We start from the raw sequence: 16,567 nt of genomic DNA on the forward strand, positions 1-16,567 counted from the left end.
GTATCTGTCATTGCTTTATTGTCCTTTTTATTTTTGCTGCTCTTATAAGCTCTTTGATGGCCGACAAATTATTTTCACTAAAAAACTCTACTATCTTACTGCCAACTATGACGCCATCACAATAATGAATCATTTCCTCAACATGCGAAGGGGTTGAGATGCCAAACCCTGCAAATACTGGCAGGGTACTGACGCTTTTTACTCTCTTCAAATGCTCCACCGCCTCCTCATCAAACCTACTTCTTGCACCTGTTATTCCATTTATTGTCACCGCATAAATAAACCCTTTTCCCTTCGAAGAGATCTCCCTAATACGCTCAAGCGGACTAGTTAACGTAACAAGCCTAATAATTTCAATCCCAAATTTTTCTGCTAAAGAAGTAACCATCGTCTCTTCCTCGATTGGTAAATCAGGTAAAATTAGCCCATCAATGCCTGCATGACAGCTGTCTTCAATAAATTTCTCAATTCCATAGGCGATAATAGGATTCATATAGGTCATAATAATTAGTGGAACATGAACAATCGGACGAACCCCTGCAATTGTTTGGATCACTGCCTTTAAAGTCGTGCCTTCCTGTAACGCTCTAATACCAGCCGCTTGAATAACAGGTCCATCAGCTACTGGATCTGAAAAAGGGATCCCGATTTCAATAGCTGTTGCTCCTGTTTCTTCCAAAAATATTATTCGCTGCTGCAATGCTTCTAATCCTCCATCTCCTGCCATAAAATACGGGATAAATGCTTTTTCTTTATTTTCTTTTATCCTTCGCATCACCTTTTCAATACGATTCATTTTTCCTCTCCCCCTAAATTTGCCCTAACAGTTGCCATATCTTTATCTCCTCTGCCAGATAAGCAAACAACAAGTCCTTCATCTGCATTCATTGTCTGTGCAAGCTTAAATGCATAAGCAACGGCATGTGCACTTTCCAAAGCTGGAATAATTCCTTCTAATTGACTAAGAAGCTTTAAAGCGTCCAATGCTTCTTTATCAGTAATTGATTCATATTGAACACGGCCAATATCTTTTAAATAACTATGTTCTGGTCCTACCCCTGGATAATCAAGCCCTGCTGAAATGGAATGAGCTTCCTGAATTTGGCCATAAGGATCCTGCAGCAAATACATAAAAGCCCCATGAAGGATGCCTGGACTTCCTTTTGTTAAAGATGCGGCATGTTTGTTCGTTTCTAGCCCGAAGCCTGCAGCTTCTACACCATACAGTCGAACACTCTCGTCATTTATAAATGGATAAAACATCCCCATTGCATTGCTTCCTCCCCCAATACAAGCGACAACTGCTTCAGGCAAGCTTCCTTCCTTTTCCAAATATTGAAGTCTCGTTTCCATCCCAATTACACTTTGAAAATCACGGACAATCATTGGGAATGGGTGAGGTCCCATAACCGACCCTAGAATATAGTGTGTGTCCTCTACATTCGAAACCCAGTAGCGCAGTGCTTCATTAACAGCATCCTTTAAGGTTGCACTTCCTGTATTAACACTGATCACCTTTGCACCTAAAAGCTCCATTCGAAAAACATTTAACTGCTGTCTTCTTATATCCTCTGCCCCCATAAAAATAATGCAATCAAGATTTAGAAGTGCACATGCAGTTGCCGTGGCAACTCCGTGCTGACCTGCTCCAGTTTCCGCCACGACTTTTTTCTTCCCCATTCTTGTAGCTAGAAGAGCCTGGCCTAGAGAATTATTAATTTTATGTGCGCCTGTATGATTTAAATCTTCGCGCTTTAAATATATTTTTGCCCCATTAGCATATTTTGTTAGTCTTTTTGCGAAATATAACGGGGTTTCACGTCCCACATAATCTTTCAAAAGCACTTGTAATTCTCCTTTGAATTGGTCATCTTCCATCGCTTTCTTAAACGCAGCCTCCAATTCAACAATCGCTTGCATTAATGTCTCAGGAACAAATTTGCCTCCATACATGCCATAGTGCCCTCGTTCATCTGGCAATGAATATGCTTTCATTTTCCTTCCTCCCTTTTACTTCATCAATAAATCTTTTGATCTTCCCTTTATCCTTCATCCCTTCTACTTCAACCCCGCTGCTGACATCAACCATATAAGGATGTACGATTTGAATGGCTTCTGCCACATTTTCAGCTGTTAGGCCACCTGCCAAAATGACATTCCTTCCTTTCAGTCCTCGTCCTGCCGCTATACTCCAATCAAAAGTGATGCCATTTCCGCCACGGTATTTGCCTTTCGGACTATCAAGCAATAGATACTCACATCCGTATTCATCCGCTTGTAATAAATCTTGTGATGATCCAATGCTCAATGCTTTTATGACTGGCATTGCGAAGCTGTCACAATCACTTGGTGACTCATCTCCATGAAGCTGGATCACATTGATTCCCGTTTCCATTACAACTTTCTCAATCATTTCTTTATGCTCATTGACAAATACACCAATTTTCAAAAGATCTTTAGGAAGTACACGAATAATTTCTTTCGCACAATCAATGGTGATCCTCCTTTTACTTTCTGCAAACACGAACCCAAGAGCATCCGCACCCATTTCAACTGCAGATAATGCAGTATCAAGATCGGTAATCCCGCATATCTTTACCTTCACTTTGCAGCCCCTCCTAAATATACATGTCTCATTCCTGTAAATAACTCTTCAAGGTTATCTGCTTCCATAAACGCTCCACCAATAAGTACGCCATTTGCTCCTGCTGCAATCACCCGTTTTACATCCTCCGCTGATTTAATCCCGCTCTCGCTGATTAGAAAAGCTCCCTCTTTTCTGATGGAAGGGCCAAGCCTTTCAGTTACAGATAAATCGACGGTAAAGGATTTCAAATCTCGATTGTTTACCCCAATCAATTTTGCATCTGACATAAGTGCCATTTCCATCTCTGCCTCATTATGAACTTCTGTTAATACTTCGAGCCCCTGCTCCGTTGCAAAATGAGAGAGTTCTTTCAATCTTGATCCTTCTAGTGCAGCTGCTATTAATAAAATCAAGTCAGCTCCAGCCAATTTCGCCTTCATTATTTGCACTTCATCGATGATGAAATCCTTGCAAAGAATCGGTACCTTCACCGCCTTTCTTCCTTCGGACAAATCCGAAAAACTGCCCTTAAAGAAAGGAGTATCCGTTAAAATTGAAACGGCGTCTGCACCAAAATGAACATAATCAAGCACTTGTTCTTGCAAATTCATATTTACATTAATATCCCCTTTTGATGGGGAAGCCCGTTTGAACTCAGCGATGATTGAAAGATGATCCTCTGTTTGCAATTGTTGAATAAATGACCTTTTTACTTGCTGGACTGGCATCTGAACTCCAGCTATTTCCTCTTTTAATTTCACAATCTGCTTTCTTTTTTCTGCTAAAATCGAATCAAGAATAGTAGTCATTTACATCACCTTCCTTTGATTCTTTTGACTTTCAGTTATAAGCGCCTGTAATTTATCAAGGGCACTCCCGGAATCAATGCTTTCTTTTGCTAGCTTAATACCCTTTTGAATTGAATTTGCCTTTCCAGCTGTGAATATACCAATGCCTGCATTAAGAAGAACGGTTTCCCTATACGGTCCTTTTTCTCCTCTTAACACTCGCAGAAGAATATGCGCATTTTCCTTTGCATCGCCTCCTCTGATTGAATCATTTGAGAAAATAGATAAACCAAATTCTTCTGGATGTAAGATTTTTTCTGTTATCATTCCGTTTTCAACGATAGCTAAATAATTCTCTCCCTGAAGAGAAGCCTCATCCATATAACCAGCTCCATTTATGACAATCGCCCGTTTTCTTCCAAGTTTTTTTAATACCTCTGCAAACAGAACAACCATATCCCGCCTGTAAATGCCAAGAAGCTGTGCTTCTAATTCAACTGGGTTGGTCAGTGGGCCAATTAAATTAAAAATGGTTGGAATGCGAAGGTCATTCCGTACCTTCATGATTCTTCTTAATTGAGGATGAACATGTGGAGCGAATAAAAAGGCAATCCCCACCTTTTCTAAAATTTCCTCTGTCTTCTCTGGAGAGGCGGTTAAATTAATACCAATATGCTCTAATACATCTGCACTCCCTGTTTTACTGGAAATACTTCTGTTACCATGTTTGGCTACAGGTATACCTGCACCTGCAATGACAAAGGCGGATGTTGTACTAATATTAAAGCTCTTCACTCCATCTCCTCCTGTCCCGCAATTATCCATAACATTCGGAATTTCCCTGCTGAACTTCAGCGATCTTGCTCTTAATGCTGCTGTAATGCCAGCAATTTCTTCTGCTGTTTCTCCTTTCATTTTCAAACCGATTAAAAATGCAGCTATCTCACTATCGGTTATCTCTTTTGAAAAGAGACTCTCTGAGGCACTATTTATTTGTTCAAAGGATAAGGATTTCCCTTCAGATAAATGCTGTAAAATGTGCTTCATTCTGGTTTTCCCTCCTAATGTGATGTAAAAAATTATTAATTATTTGTTTCCCTAGTGCAGTTCCAATTGATTCCGGATGAAATTGCAATCCAAAAAGGGGATATTGCTCATGCTGTATCGCCATAATCTCATTGTCTTCCATTGATCTTGCAAGCACTCTAATGCTTCCAGGCAAGGTACCCGATATAATAACTAAAGAATGGTAACGCATGACATCAATTGGCTGTGGCATGTATTGAAATAAAGATGAGCCTGTATGCTTGAGTTTTGATATTTTTCCATGCTTGATCTCCTTAGCTCGATCAATGGCTGCGCCAAAGGCATGCCCGATGGCTTGATGCCCAAGGCAAATGCCTAGAATAGGCACAGTTTGATAGAATGCCTTAATAATATCAAGACAGATACCAGCATGTTCAGGTCGTCCAGGTCCCGGAGATAGAACAATTGCATCAGGATTCAATCTAATAATGTCTTCTAGTGTTATTTTGTCATTTCGGACAACTAGGACCTCTTCCCTTAATTCGCCTAAATACTGATACAGGTTATACGTAAAAGAATCATAATTATCAATCAGCAATATCATTTTGTTCCTCCAAAAATACCTTTAATTTATGAAGTGTTTCTTCGTACTCCTTTTCCGGGATGGAATCATAGACAATTCCTGCTCCCGCTTGAATATAGGCTTTGCCATCTTTAATGACCATCGTTCGGATAGCTAAAGCAAAATCTAAACTCCCGTTAGCAGACAAATAACCAACTGCTCCTGCATAAAGTCCTCTTTTCACTTCCTCCAGCTCATTGATAATTTCCATGGCTCTGATTTTCGGTGCACCAGAAACAGTTCCAGCTGGCAAGCATGAAATCAGTGCATCTATAGCCGACAAGGAGTGATTTAATTTCCCGCTTAATTCAGATACAAGGTGCATGACATGCTTAAATCGTTCAACCTTCATGTTTTTCTCTATCTGAATCGAACCAAATTCACAAACACGTCCAAGATCGTTTCTTCCGAGATCCAAGAGCATTCGATGCTCGGCTAGCTCCTTCTCATCCCTTAGTAAATCCAATTCCAACTGTTGATCCTCCTTATCTGTTTTCCCCCTTGGTCTCGTCCCCGCGATAGGATTGGCTGTTACTTTGCCATGATTTACTCTAATTAAGCTTTCTGGAGACGCCCCGGCAATCTGGTAAGAGCCGAAATCCAGATAATACATATATGGAGATGGGTTCTTCACCCTCAATTTCCGATAGAAGGAGAAGGAATCGCCTTTTATTGTTGCTTGAAGCCGCTGGGAAAGAACCACTTGAAAAATATCGCCTCTTTCAATGTACGCTTTTGCTTTTCCTACCTTTTGAATAAATTCTTCTTTATTCATACAAGGCGAAAAGGCTGATAAATACGACCGATCCCTATCATTGTTAACCGTTCCATAAATAATTTCTTTTCTTATCCTTTCAAGCTGATGTTTTAGCTTTGATATGTCTGTATCTTTTAAAAGCGGAGCGGCAGCAAGAAATACCTTTTGTTCATAATGATCAAATATGACTACTTCTTCAAAAAACAGGAGATGCACATCTGGAATACCTAATTCATCAGCAGGGATGAGTCCAATCTGTTCATATTGTGCAATCGCATCATACCCCACATAGCCTACAGCACCGCCGAAAAATGGAAACCTATCATGGTGCAACATCCCATTTTCCGGCATCAGTGTTTTTAAGACTTCTAACGGTTTATCTTCTATCGTTTCCTCACCTTTAGCAGAGTGAATGATTGTTCGATCACCAATCCCCTTTAACTCCATCACTGGATCCGCGCCAATGAATGAGTATCTACCTGAATTTTCATGCTTTAAAGAGCTTTCCAACAAAAACTTTTTCTTTCCGCTTAACCTTTGATAAATCAAAATCGGTGTAAACAAATCTCCTTCTAATTCTTCTAATAAAAATGGTTTTCTCGGTTCCAAAATTTTCACTCCACCCTTTTAAAAAATAAAAAAAGTCCTCTATACACACAAAATATCTGTGCGTATAGAGGACGATTTTTGCTTATTCGCGGTGCCACCTCAGGTTCGGAGCAAAAACGCTGCTCCCTCAATCAGGTACGGATTAAAAATGCCAATTCAAAAACATTTCCATCGATACCCTATCCATTTAACGGTAGAATTCCGTGCTCCCATACTCCTATTCAAGAAGCCTCTCGTAAGTCCATTCCAATTGGTCTCCTCGTACCGGCTCACACCTCTCCCGGCTCTCTGAAACGATTCGAATCAATGTACTACTCTTACTCAGCGATTTCATTTATTTAGTTTTGTAAAATAGAACAAAAGTGTACGACACTTGTTCAGTCCTGAAAGCAGAAGGCGATCTCTACCACAAAGGTGTCCTTTATCTTTTATAGCTTGTGACCTCGAGTCCACAAAAACATACATCTGTACATTGCGGATAAGAGCTGGAGGTGACCACAGCCAATTTGTCACAAAGCTAACCACCCAGTCCGGTTAAATAACTCCAAAACGACAAAAAAGGCTTCCCGTCATAAAAGGACGAGAAACCCGTGGTGCCACCTTCATTAGCTAAAAAATCAGCTCACTTAACAAGCATCTAAAAAAGTATTAAATGCCTGTCTCTTGTAACGATGAGACTATTCGCCAAAGCCTACTGCTGTCACCAGCGTTCAGTTTGGGGCTCAGAAGTCCATTCACAAATACGTCCACACTGATTCACACCAGCCATCAGCTCTCTTAAGTTTCCGTATTAGCTACTCCTCTTCATCATAGCCGTCAGATATATTGTTTTTTATGATATTTCAATTTCCTTGCAGTGTCAAGAGGAGTTTCATCATTATTTTAAACTTTCCAAAGTTTTTAGAAATTTCCCTCTCCATACTTCTGCAAGTTCCTTTACTTCCAGAAATTCTTCAATAGCCTCGCGATTTTTTCGGTCATGAAACATTAGCTGATTGCCCCTTAGAACTGAAAATTTCTCTTGTTGGCGATCAATTAACGTAAGCTTAGAACTTGTTGTTACGATTCCTTCCTGCAAAACGCGAAAGAAATAACCGGTATAGCCCGTTTCAACAATTCTCCCAAGCAATGAATCCACATGATTATGCTTTGATATCGTTGAACAAGGAATCCGCCCTTGGGAAACTTGGATAACCGCATCGCCCAATGTAAAGGTATCACCGATATAAACGTCCTCTTCCAGCATATTCTCTGCACAAATATTTTCACCAAAAGCTGGCATCCGAAATGTCTGGTTAAATTCCTGTTCCCATTGCCAATAATGTTCATATGGGTATAGGCAAACTGCTCTTTCTGGTCCGCCATGAAATTCACGATTTGCAACATAATCTCCTTTAAAACCATTTTTCGTCAACAAGACTTCTTCTATTCCTTTTTTCGCTATTGCAGAATTCTCCGTCCTGCCCTTCCAAACATGTAAATTTGGTCTGCCAATATTTAATGTAAGCAATTTTCTTTCCATTTCATCACCTCTATTTTCACACATTTTATCCTTTTCTTCCCATAAAAGCGAAACAGTTATTTCCAATTTCATCACTTCCAAAAAATGTCCCTTTTAGTTTTATGAAAGTAACCAATATTAATAGTAGGTTGATTATGTTTAAGGAAGGAATAGAGAATGGAGCATGTTGAAAAGCTGCAGAGCGATAATAAGGATTCGAAAAAAGGAAACAATGGAGGCGATGTCCCCTATAAAAAGTGGGCAATCCTGGCTCTTGCCTCAATCCCGCTTGTAATGACACTGGGCAACTCCATGCTTATCCCTGTCTTGCCTGCAATGGAGAAGCAATTAAACATATCTTCTTTTCAAACAAGCATGATCTTAACTGTTTATTCGATCGTTGCCATTATCCTAATCCCCGTTGCTGGAATCATATCTGACCATATCGGCAGGAAAAAAGTTATTATCCCTAGTCTTTTGATCGCTGGAATTGGCGGTCTTATTTCTGGCTGGGCTGCTTGGAAAATGGATGACGCATACTGGATTATATTATTGGGACGAGCAATACAAGGAATTGGGGCTGCAGGGGCCGCTCCTATTGTCATGCCTTTAGTAGGTGATATGTTTAAAGACGAAGATGAGATGAGTACATCTCTTGGAATTATTGAAACAGCAAATACATTTGGAAAAGTTTTAAGTCCCATACTTGGTTCATTACTGGCTGGTTTTCTCTGGTTTTTGCCATTCTTTTCTTTTCCGGCTTTTTGTTTGATTTCCATTATATTAATGATCTTTCTTGTTAAAACTGCAAATATGGAGTTTGAACCTGTTCCTTTTAAACAGTTTTTTGCAAATATTAGAGAAACCTTTAAGAATAACGGGAGATGGTTATACGCTATTTTTATTATTGGTGCCATCCTGATGTTTGTTCTTTTTGGTGTATTGTTTTATTTGTCAGATATTCTAGAGAAAACGTACGATATAAAAAATGTTAAAAAAGGATTTTTTCTGGCTATCCCGCTGGGCGCTCTATGTACAGCTTCTTTTATAACCGGAAAATTAATTAAGGAAAATAAAGTATTAATGAAATGGCTGATTTTTGGAGGCTCTGTTCTTACTGCCATATCTATTGCCATTCTTAGTTTTTCAGATAGTTTATGGTTTATGATTATCCTTTTCCTATTTGGCGGTGTCGGGATTGGGATTGGACTCCCATGCCTGGATACATTAATAACTGAAGGAATCAATAAACAAGAACGTGGAACGATTACCTCTATTTACAGTTCGATGAGATTTGTGGGTGTAGCTGCTGGTCCTCCTGCAATCGCAGTCTTAATGAAGCATGCGGAAAAATCATTGTTTTATATTTTGAGCATTCTCGCATTGGTGGCGGCAATTGCTACGTTTAAAGCCATCAAACCGGATGAAGAATAACCGCAATAGATATGCTATTGCGGTTTTTTGTTCTTTTTTATTCCTTTAACCTTGGCTTTGCTGGATCACAATTTGGAGCTTCTACTTGTGATGATTCTGCAAGCTTCGTTAAATAATAGCACTCCTCTCTATACATATGATCAGCCATTAATGGGGCGAATGTACCCAAGGCCTCATTACTAAGCTCTAATTCCTCAATTTCATTAAGGAAATTCATAAATAATTTTATTTCAGCTGAGACATCATGATTAAATCGATCAAGTGCCGGAAAAGAAGCAACTCCTGTACGAAGGAATCCTGCCATTTCAACAGCTTTAAGATAAAAAGCTTCAAAATCTTTTGTATAGCCATCACTAATCTTTTTTATTTTCTTTTCTGCTTGTTCCATATTATTTGAGATCGCTCCTGAATGACCAGAGGCATCTAATAACCAAATTAAATGATGATGTAATTCATGAAACACTGGTGGTACTTCTCCATCTTTTAAATATTTTAACAGCAATAAGTATTCTTCTAATTCATTTACCATATGATTCATAAAGGTTGGACCAAGATGAATAGTAACCTTACCGATAAGCTGCCGTTCAATAATATTCAATTTGTATTGCCTAAGTCTTAATGCTTCTTCTTCCGCCCTTGCACTAAGCTCTATTAAATTCTCTATTTCAACCCTGCCTAACAGCTGGTCAAATGTTTGAATAAAATAATTTGCAGAATTAATTAACTCTATTTCTTGAGGCGCCAATGAATCATGCAAAAAACGAGCATGATCACCAAGTATTTGGAGCCAAAACTTATGTTCAAATTTAGCAGACGTCTCGAAGCTTACAGCCAATTTTTCTCTCCTCCTTTTACATAACCTCATAACAGCTTATCATTTGTATTAATTTTTTATGACATGAATTAAAAAGCGCAAATCTTTCGGCTGAACAAAAAAACGGCACCACAAATGGATGCCGAGGTTAGTTATTTAAAAATTATAGGCGGCTAGCTTTTCATTAAGAACATCCGTTTCATAACCATGTGATTGTAAGTACGTTAAAAGTGATGGCAAATGCTCTGCCGTTGATTTGCGATCGTGGAGGAGAATAACAATTGGACTGCTTTTATATCGATAATTCTCCATTTGCTGAATAACCTTCCCGACGAATTCACCATTACTATATCTCCAATCGTTGCTGTCAATTGTCCAATCCCATAATTGGAAACCTGCCGCTTGAACAGCCTCTTTATATGATGGCTTCATATATGGAGCAGACCCATAAGGTGTACGAATTAAATGTGTTAATGCCCCTGTTAAGTTTAATAATGTTGCTTGCCCTTGTTTCATTTCATCAACAACCGTTTGTTCCGAACGGTAAATTTTCGATACATTATGGGATACCCCATGTAATGCTGGGACATGCCCTTCATTAATTATTTGATTGAGTTCATCAGGATACTTCTTCATATTTGGTTCAAGCATAAAGAAAGTAGCCTTCATTCCGTGTGAATTTAGCGATTCTAAAATACTTGTCGTATAGGCTGATGGTCCATCGTCAAAGGTTAAATAAACCTTATGAAGGTTTATCTCCTGATTGTTCTGTTCCTGCGCCACTTCTTGATTGTCAGCTTTATCTAACCCTGCCTGATTAGTATTTTCAGCTTTTTCAGTGTTAGCCGCTTCTTCTTCTTTCACATCTTTGTCTGGGACCTTATCATCAGGAATTGCTTGATCCTGCTCAGTTACTGCTTCCTTCTTCTTTAGTTGTATTGAGCGAAAATAATGATAAGTGGGGCCATTCATTTCATCAATATGATTAAAATTCCTTTGAGATATAAAGGAATACATCATATTAATAGGCTGTTTGAAATTAGATACAGCTAATGCTTCATTATTGCTGCCTGGTTGTAAAATCATTGCTACTAAAGCTATACATACTAAAGCGGAAATGATTACTTTTTCCTTTGTTTTAATTAATTTTCTACTTCTTCCTGCCCTTGTTCTTCTCACGAGAATTCACCTTTCCATTTCTTGTTAATCTTAGAAGCAATCATAAACAATAAAGAAATCTTTACTGTCAACCAGGTTGTATAACAAAAGTACGAGTAAATTTCACTCCTTTTCATTTTCTGGATGTTTTATATAATCATGCTTTTATGCAGTTATTAATTAGACGTTTGATCTTGAAAAAAAGTTGTCATATTTCTATGTTATTTTACAAAACTATTAAAATTTCGCTATAAAACTACTCTCTTAACTTTACATAATATTTACAGTGTTTTCAATTCCTTATGGAAAATTGAAGTGATTTTTTTCACATGTTTTTTGGTCATTCGAATGGAATACAATGGTTTGTAGCGGGGATGCTAGAGGAATAATTGAATGAAATAAAATAATTGTTTAAAAATTGAGAAATATTAATAAAATTATTGCTAATTAATTATTAGTATGCTAGAATCACATTTAACGATATATAGTATATATATTACACTTCATATACTATATGTCGTTTAATTTCACTAATTCAACTCGATCCATAGTCTCTTTTTTCTTTTCCGCTTCTTAATGAAGCGGACTTTTTTTCATAAGAATTTTCTGTTTTAATCAAGTAGATTAAAATAAGAGGTTTTTATTTTTTAAGTAAAAGCGATAAATTTTTTATATACTTTCTTTTTACATTATTCGACATTTTAAATTTATATATTTATAAAAAGTAAAAAACCAACAATCAGTTTACGCCGACTGTTGGTTTTCTCAATTATTTTTCACATGCAATTTTATCATTATCTCGATCCATTTTTTTATTGGCAGTATACAACTCTTTAGAAACATAAGGCTTATATTTAGTCTTCCCGCCTTTATTCTTTGCAGACGAACTTTCAGCAACTCCGCCCTTATAATCCTTGTTTAGTTCTGTGCAGTTCTTGTATGTTTTTGCTGCTGACTTTGCTTCAGCTATATACCCAGCACTACATACTAGTCCTAGAGATAAGGCGATAGAAACTACCTTTTTCATACTATACACATCCTTTATGTAATTAATATCCAGTATAGTGATATTCTACTATTTTCACAAGATGTGATTTTTCCTTACAGGACGAATTATTTAGTGTACTGTCCCAAAAAGACTAAAGAAATAGCAGGAGTTTCTTAAGCTCATCAATTGGGATCCATCTATAAATTAACCGATCCCCATCATCGCCATGGAAAGCATCAGAATTAAAATTATCAGTAACGGAGAAAAGACTATAATAAAAACTTATTTCATAAAAATGTTTGTTATTATACTAAAAATAATTTTCTGTCATCCAAAAAAGCCGATTTAACTTCACGTCAAGACCAAGTTCCTCTTTCATCTCTTTTATCATACATGACTGAGAATTTCCCAAGACTTCTACTCTGCCTCATGATAATGCCAAATGATTGTCAGTAACTTGTTTATGTATGAGTATATTCCCTTATTCACTCATAACTCCTGAAACTCTTACTTTAAAAACTGCATTATCTAAATAAAAGGCAGCATCCATCATCTGTTCCAGATTTATTAAACTAGCAGGGTTCTTTTATTTAACTCTCTGTACTCCAACTAAATTAACTCTATATCCTAATCAGCATCAATCCATAATGTTCCGCCTATATTAAGCACACGCAACTGTTCCTTGCTCAATTTTTGCTGTTCCCACTCCTTATACAAACGACCAAGCGCTTCTGGTCCCGTATCATCAGCTAAACGGTATGCCCCGTAATGCATCGGGATGAATATGGAGGCGTTTAAATCCCGGAATGCTTTTACCGCATCTTCTGGATTGATATGTGAATTCTTCATAAACCACTCTGGTTCGTATGCACCGATTGGCATAAGCACAAAATTTATAGAATTGAACCGTTCAGCAATCTCCTTAAATCCGCGAAAATACCCGGTGTCACCAACAAAATAGATTGATTGTTGAGTGGATGTCTCTTCAATCATCCACCCACCCCAATGAGAAGTGTTCGTATCAAATAAGCTGCGCCGTGTCCAATGCTGAGCAGGCACGAAGGATATCTTAAGATTTTGATTGTTGAATGAATCCCACCAATTCGCCTCAATCGTTTTGTGATACCCTCTTTTAACAAAAAGACTTTTTAATCCGTGAGGAACATAATAAGTTGGATTCCCTCTTAAACGGCGAATCGATCGAAAATCCAAATGATCATAATGACCATGGGAAATGACCACAATATCCATTTCCGGCAGATCTTCAATAGCAAGTCCAGGATTTGTAAGCCTTTTATCCGTGCCCTGCCATTTCGCCCATACTGGATCCGTTATTATATTTAGCCCATCTAATTGAATTAAAAAAGTAGAGTGGCCTATCCAAGTAATACTTGCCTTCTCACGATTAAGTTGAAGCGTCTCTATTTCTTTCTCTTCAGCCTGCGGGATCTGAATCGATAAATTCTTTACCTTTGAACGGCGTTCCTTGCGCCACTGGGATAATGATTTAAATGAATGGTTATTCTCTACACGATCCAAATTTTCATAGCGTTTTCTCAAGTCAATTCCCCACCAACAATTTAGATATTTTGTACTCCTTATCATAGCAAAAAATTAGTAGATATCCTATGCTTAGCGCTCAACCCTGGAGTAAGCTGAACTCTTCCGCTAACTATTGTTCCTAACTCAATCAGATGTACTTTCGGGGAATATACATGTGCTTTTTAAACTAATACATTGTAATTTATATGCATGGTTATAATAACTAACTGATGAAATGAATTTGTGTTCCTTAGCTAAGTCTCTCCTTTGCATAACTGAAACACCAGCACCAAAATTTGTGGTAATGGCAGAGGACCAGGCTCAAATTGATAATAAAGTATTGTTAGCTGATGATCGGGAAAAATCAGCTAATATAAAGGAATGTGTTTATCTAATACGAAATATATACATTGAAATGCCCTAATAAAAAATTCTAATTGGTATTTTATTCACTTTTTTGTACAAAATAGTAATATCCATTTTAACAGGAGTGAATAAAAAATGATTCAATTACAATCGGAAATTGAAGGAAAAAGAGCTTACTTTGGCATTGTTAAAGATTTATTTGACTTAAACGGGTGCAGTTTCTGCAGTAATTTTGACTACCACCAAGGAAAATTTGATGCAGTATTATGGCGTGAGGGCGGTGAAACTATTTATTTAAGAGTTCCTATAAATGTTCTAGAAGGGGCATTGGATCATTCGAATGCTTATATTGAATTTGGAACTCCCTATATAATAAAGCATGTTGTTAATATTGGATTAGACTATGATAAACATTCATTGCTTACAGGCACGACAGGAATTACCCAATTCCAAGAACCATTGGATAAGGATGGGAATATACGTGATAAAAGCAGATGGGAATTGGCTGGAGAACAAAAAATTAACCAAATATTGAACTCGATTGATACACTGTTAAGCTCTTAACATGCTGACTTTTAAAAATTACCCTTCGTTTATCATGTGGTTACTATGTAAAAATAAAACGATTGCAATCACATGATGATATAACATGTGGTTACTTATATGAAATAAAGATTAATCACTTATAAACCTTTTCACATCCGTTTCCTTTTACGGTACAAAAGGAAGAATACTCCTGCATGATCCGAGTCATATGAGGTGAACTTCTTGAATAGAAACAAAGACAAATCTATCCTCTTTTTATCTGTATCCACTTTAATCGGATTATTTCTGTTACCGTTCGCCATAGTAAAAAAGCCATTTAAAGATTGGATTATCGTTTACCTTGTTAGTTTCATTGGAAATTCATATTCCGACAAGTACTTAGTAGCAAAAGGGTACTTACAATACAAAATTTGACCTCTTCCAAGTCTTTTTAACATTCATTTACCTTTTGATTATGTACTGTACCCTTTAGTACTACTTTATTACAATCAATGGACACTAAATAGCAAACCGTTGGGAATAATTTTAAAACTATTTCCATTTGTCATACCGCTAATATTATTTGAGACATATGCAGCAAAAAGGACAAAGTTAATTGCATGGAAAAAAGGTTGGACATGGTATCATTCTTTAATAAGTTTAATAATCAAACTTTTATTATGCAGGAGTATTATTGCGATCATTCGAACAATTAATAATAAAAACATCTCTTTAAATTAACTGATGATTAAATTATCAACGAATTAATTCGGAATTCAAATTCTGTGATTAGCATTTTTTTGACCTGATAATTGTAAAACTCATTTTGTAACTAAATTTAGAATCGGTAACGGTAAATATTATTATATACGTTCCTTTTCCTACATTGGAAAAAATATGGATCTTCACGTGGTGAATCTCACAATTCATACTTAACCAAGTTCGTTTTTGAGTTAGATTTTAACTTCTCTGTTTATGAAGGATTGAATCCAGTTGATAAGCTACAACCTTAACGAAGCACTGTCACACAACTTTATGATATTGTTCATGAAAAAGGAGATATCTCCTTCGGAAACTCCCCCATACATTTTTATTATTTCTGCTTCAGAATAATAAACGTGCCACATCTTCATTCAAATAGATCAAAAGGAAAACTTCATCAGTCAATCTCACGTACACTAGTTTTATTAAGATCAAAACTCAGATGATCATACGATTAGGACATCAATTAGAATACAAAAATCGAGTACTAAAGCACTCGACTTTTGTGTAGCCTTTTTGTTACTCTTGTTGATCCTTGTCTTTTATTAATGTTATATCTCTTAATTCTGTAATATCCGATTCTTCTCCAAACTCAGTTCCGTAATTGACTTTTCCATATCCTTGACGATTAGCTGGAGCCACTGTATCTCTCTCTTCCCACTCTTTAAACAGAAGAGGAAGACAGACGATTCCACTTAGTCCAACAAGACTATAGATAATTCTTGAAATTGCAGCGTCTTGTCCGCCAAATATAGCTGCAACCAAATCAAAATTAAAAAATCCAATTAAACCCCAATTGAGTGCGCCAATAATTGTAAGGGCTAATGCAATTCGCTGAATGGTTCTCATTAACATTTCAACTCCTATTCATACATGTTATGAATGATTCTCATTTATCAATTGAATCTTACCCACCCATCTAAGATTCATTACTATCGTTTGTATTAATAGCATTTTTCATACAAATAAGTTTTGCCATTCCGACTTACTGAAAAATTCCCTAATGAACAGAAAGAGGCTGGGACAAAACCCACCTCTGAAATGAAAAAGCAGGTGGAATTTTACGACGAATAAAATTCCACCTGCTT

At 37.1% G+C, this 16,567-nt stretch carries 15 protein-coding genes, 1 pseudogene and 2 other annotated features; of the genes and pseudogenes, 3 read left to right on the forward strand and 13 right to left on the reverse strand.

Annotated features, from left to right (window positions below; translation table 11 throughout):
- Window positions 1-7: 7 nt before the first annotated feature.
- From trpA to ASU02_RS17660, 8 genes are all read right to left on the reverse strand, one after another.
- On the reverse strand, window positions 8-796 hold the full coding sequence (trpA, locus tag ASU02_RS17625) for a tryptophan synthase subunit alpha (RefSeq protein ID WP_057766009.1): 789 nt from the start codon (window positions 794-796) through the stop codon (window positions 8-10).
- The gene (trpB, locus tag ASU02_RS17630) at window positions 793-1,995 is read right to left on the reverse strand and encodes a tryptophan synthase subunit beta (protein ID WP_057766011.1); all 1,203 of its coding nucleotides are present in this window, start codon (window positions 1,993-1,995) and stop codon (window positions 793-795) included. The genes trpA and trpB overlap by 4 nt, the downstream gene beginning before the upstream one ends.
- Window positions 1,970-2,605: a phosphoribosylanthranilate isomerase gene (locus ASU02_RS17635; protein WP_057766013.1), complete on the reverse strand. Its 636-nt coding sequence runs from the start codon at window positions 2,603-2,605 to the stop codon at window positions 1,970-1,972. The genes trpB and ASU02_RS17635 overlap by 26 nt, the downstream gene beginning before the upstream one ends.
- On the reverse strand, window positions 2,602-3,396 hold the full coding sequence (trpC, locus tag ASU02_RS17640) for an indole-3-glycerol phosphate synthase TrpC (RefSeq protein WP_057766015.1): 795 nt from the start codon (window positions 3,394-3,396) through the stop codon (window positions 2,602-2,604). The genes ASU02_RS17635 and trpC overlap by 4 nt, the downstream gene beginning before the upstream one ends.
- Window positions 3,397-4,422, reverse strand: a complete 1,026-nt coding sequence (gene trpD, locus ASU02_RS17645) for an anthranilate phosphoribosyltransferase (protein ID WP_057766017.1) — start codon at window positions 4,420-4,422, stop codon at window positions 3,397-3,399.
- Window positions 4,394-5,005: an anthranilate synthase component II gene (locus tag ASU02_RS17650; RefSeq protein WP_057766020.1), complete on the reverse strand. Its 612-nt coding sequence runs from the start codon at window positions 5,003-5,005 to the stop codon at window positions 4,394-4,396. Before ASU02_RS17650 ends, trpD begins: the two co-directional genes overlap by 29 nt.
- Complete coding sequence (gene trpE / locus ASU02_RS17655; protein ID WP_408607286.1) at window positions 4,989-6,389, reverse strand: anthranilate synthase component I; 1,401 nt, start codon at window positions 6,387-6,389, stop codon at window positions 4,989-4,991. Before trpE ends, ASU02_RS17650 begins: the two co-directional genes overlap by 17 nt.
- Window positions 6,390-6,453: 64 nt before the next feature.
- Window positions 6,454-6,723 (reverse strand) — a binding site (T-box leader).
- A 238-nt stretch (window positions 6,724-6,961) separates the two neighbouring features.
- Window positions 6,962-7,209, reverse strand: a binding site (T-box leader).
- Window positions 7,210-7,266: 57 nt separating this feature from the next.
- A complete protein-coding gene (locus tag ASU02_RS17660; RefSeq protein ID WP_057766058.1) occupies window positions 7,267-7,911 on the reverse strand; it encodes an MOSC domain-containing protein in 645 nt (214 codons plus the stop codon).
- Window positions 7,912-8,067: 156 nt separating this feature from the next.
- Between ASU02_RS17660 and ASU02_RS17665 the strand changes: the two genes are divergently transcribed.
- The gene (locus ASU02_RS17665; protein WP_057766025.1) at window positions 8,068-9,324 is read left to right on the forward strand and encodes an MFS transporter; all 1,257 of its coding nucleotides are present in this window, start codon (window positions 8,068-8,070) and stop codon (window positions 9,322-9,324) included.
- 37 nt (window positions 9,325-9,361) lie between these two features.
- On the opposite strand, the gene ASU02_RS17670 is transcribed toward ASU02_RS17665, so the two are convergent.
- The 4 genes from ASU02_RS17670 to ASU02_RS17685 form a co-directional block, all read right to left on the reverse strand.
- A complete protein-coding gene (locus tag ASU02_RS17670; protein WP_057766027.1) occupies window positions 9,362-10,189 on the reverse strand; it encodes a DUF2935 domain-containing protein in 828 nt (275 codons plus the stop codon).
- Between the two features lie 105 nt (window positions 10,190-10,294).
- Entirely contained in the window at window positions 10,295-11,317 is a 1,023-nt protein-coding gene (locus ASU02_RS17675) for a polysaccharide deacetylase family protein (RefSeq protein ID WP_057766029.1), read from the reverse strand.
- A 748-nt stretch (window positions 11,318-12,065) separates the two neighbouring features.
- The gene (locus ASU02_RS17680; RefSeq protein ID WP_057766031.1) at window positions 12,066-12,323 is read right to left on the reverse strand and encodes an excalibur calcium-binding domain-containing protein; all 258 of its coding nucleotides are present in this window, start codon (window positions 12,321-12,323) and stop codon (window positions 12,066-12,068) included.
- A 588-nt stretch (window positions 12,324-12,911) separates the two neighbouring features.
- Window positions 12,912-13,889: an MBL fold metallo-hydrolase gene (locus ASU02_RS17685; protein WP_057766034.1), complete on the reverse strand. Its 978-nt coding sequence runs from the start codon at window positions 13,887-13,889 to the stop codon at window positions 12,912-12,914.
- A gap of 438 nt (window positions 13,890-14,327) precedes the next feature.
- Between ASU02_RS17685 and ASU02_RS17690 the strand changes: the two genes are divergently transcribed.
- The gene (locus ASU02_RS17690; protein ID WP_057766036.1) at window positions 14,328-14,756 is read left to right on the forward strand and encodes a YugN family protein; all 429 of its coding nucleotides are present in this window, start codon (window positions 14,328-14,330) and stop codon (window positions 14,754-14,756) included.
- A gap of 408 nt (window positions 14,757-15,164) precedes the next feature.
- Window positions 15,165-15,458: pseudogene (locus tag ASU02_RS27310) on the forward strand (CBO0543 family protein); the annotation flags it as partial.
- 540 nt (window positions 15,459-15,998) lie between these two features.
- Here ASU02_RS27310 and ASU02_RS17695 read toward each other — a convergent pair.
- Window positions 15,999-16,328: a DUF378 domain-containing protein gene (locus ASU02_RS17695; RefSeq protein ID WP_057766037.1), complete on the reverse strand. Its 330-nt coding sequence runs from the start codon at window positions 16,326-16,328 to the stop codon at window positions 15,999-16,001.
- Window positions 16,329-16,567: the final 239 nt, after the last annotated feature.

This window comes from Cytobacillus praedii (genome assembly GCF_001439605.1).
Classification (GTDB): domain Bacteria; phylum Bacillota; class Bacilli; order Bacillales; family Cytobacillaceae; genus Cytobacillus; species Cytobacillus praedii.

Coding starts and splice junctions, on each gene's coding strand:
- trpA (WP_057766009.1), bottom strand. CDS start 796: ATGAATCGTATTGAAAAGGTGATGCGAAGGATAAAAGAAAATAAAGAA.
- trpB (WP_057766011.1), bottom strand. CDS start 1,995: ATGAAAGCATATTCATTGCCAGATGAACGAGGGCACTATGGCATGTAT.
- trpC (WP_057766015.1), bottom strand. CDS start 3,396: ATGACTACTATTCTTGATTCGATTTTAGCAGAAAAAAGAAAGCAGATT.
- trpD (WP_057766017.1), bottom strand. CDS start 4,422: ATGAAGCACATTTTACAGCATTTATCTGAAGGGAAATCCTTATCCTTT.
- ASU02_RS17650 (WP_057766020.1), bottom strand. CDS start 5,005: ATGATATTGCTGATTGATAATTATGATTCTTTTACGTATAACCTGTAT.
- ASU02_RS17660 (WP_057766058.1), bottom strand. CDS start 7,911: ATGGAAAGAAAATTGCTTACATTAAATATTGGCAGACCAAATTTACAT.
- ASU02_RS17665 (WP_057766025.1), top strand. CDS start 8,068: ATGGAGCATGTTGAAAAGCTGCAGAGCGATAATAAGGATTCGAAAAAA.
- ASU02_RS17670 (WP_057766027.1), bottom strand. CDS start 10,189: ATGAGGTTATGTAAAAGGAGGAGAGAAAAATTGGCTGTAAGCTTCGAG.
- ASU02_RS17680 (WP_057766031.1), bottom strand. CDS start 12,323: ATGAAAAAGGTAGTTTCTATCGCCTTATCTCTAGGACTAGTATGTAGT.
- ASU02_RS17685 (WP_057766034.1), bottom strand. CDS start 13,889: ATGATAAGGAGTACAAAATATCTAAATTGTTGGTGGGGAATTGACTTG.
- ASU02_RS17690 (WP_057766036.1), top strand. CDS start 14,328: ATGATTCAATTACAATCGGAAATTGAAGGAAAAAGAGCTTACTTTGGC.
- ASU02_RS17695 (WP_057766037.1), bottom strand. CDS start 16,328: ATGAGAACCATTCAGCGAATTGCATTAGCCCTTACAATTATTGGCGCA.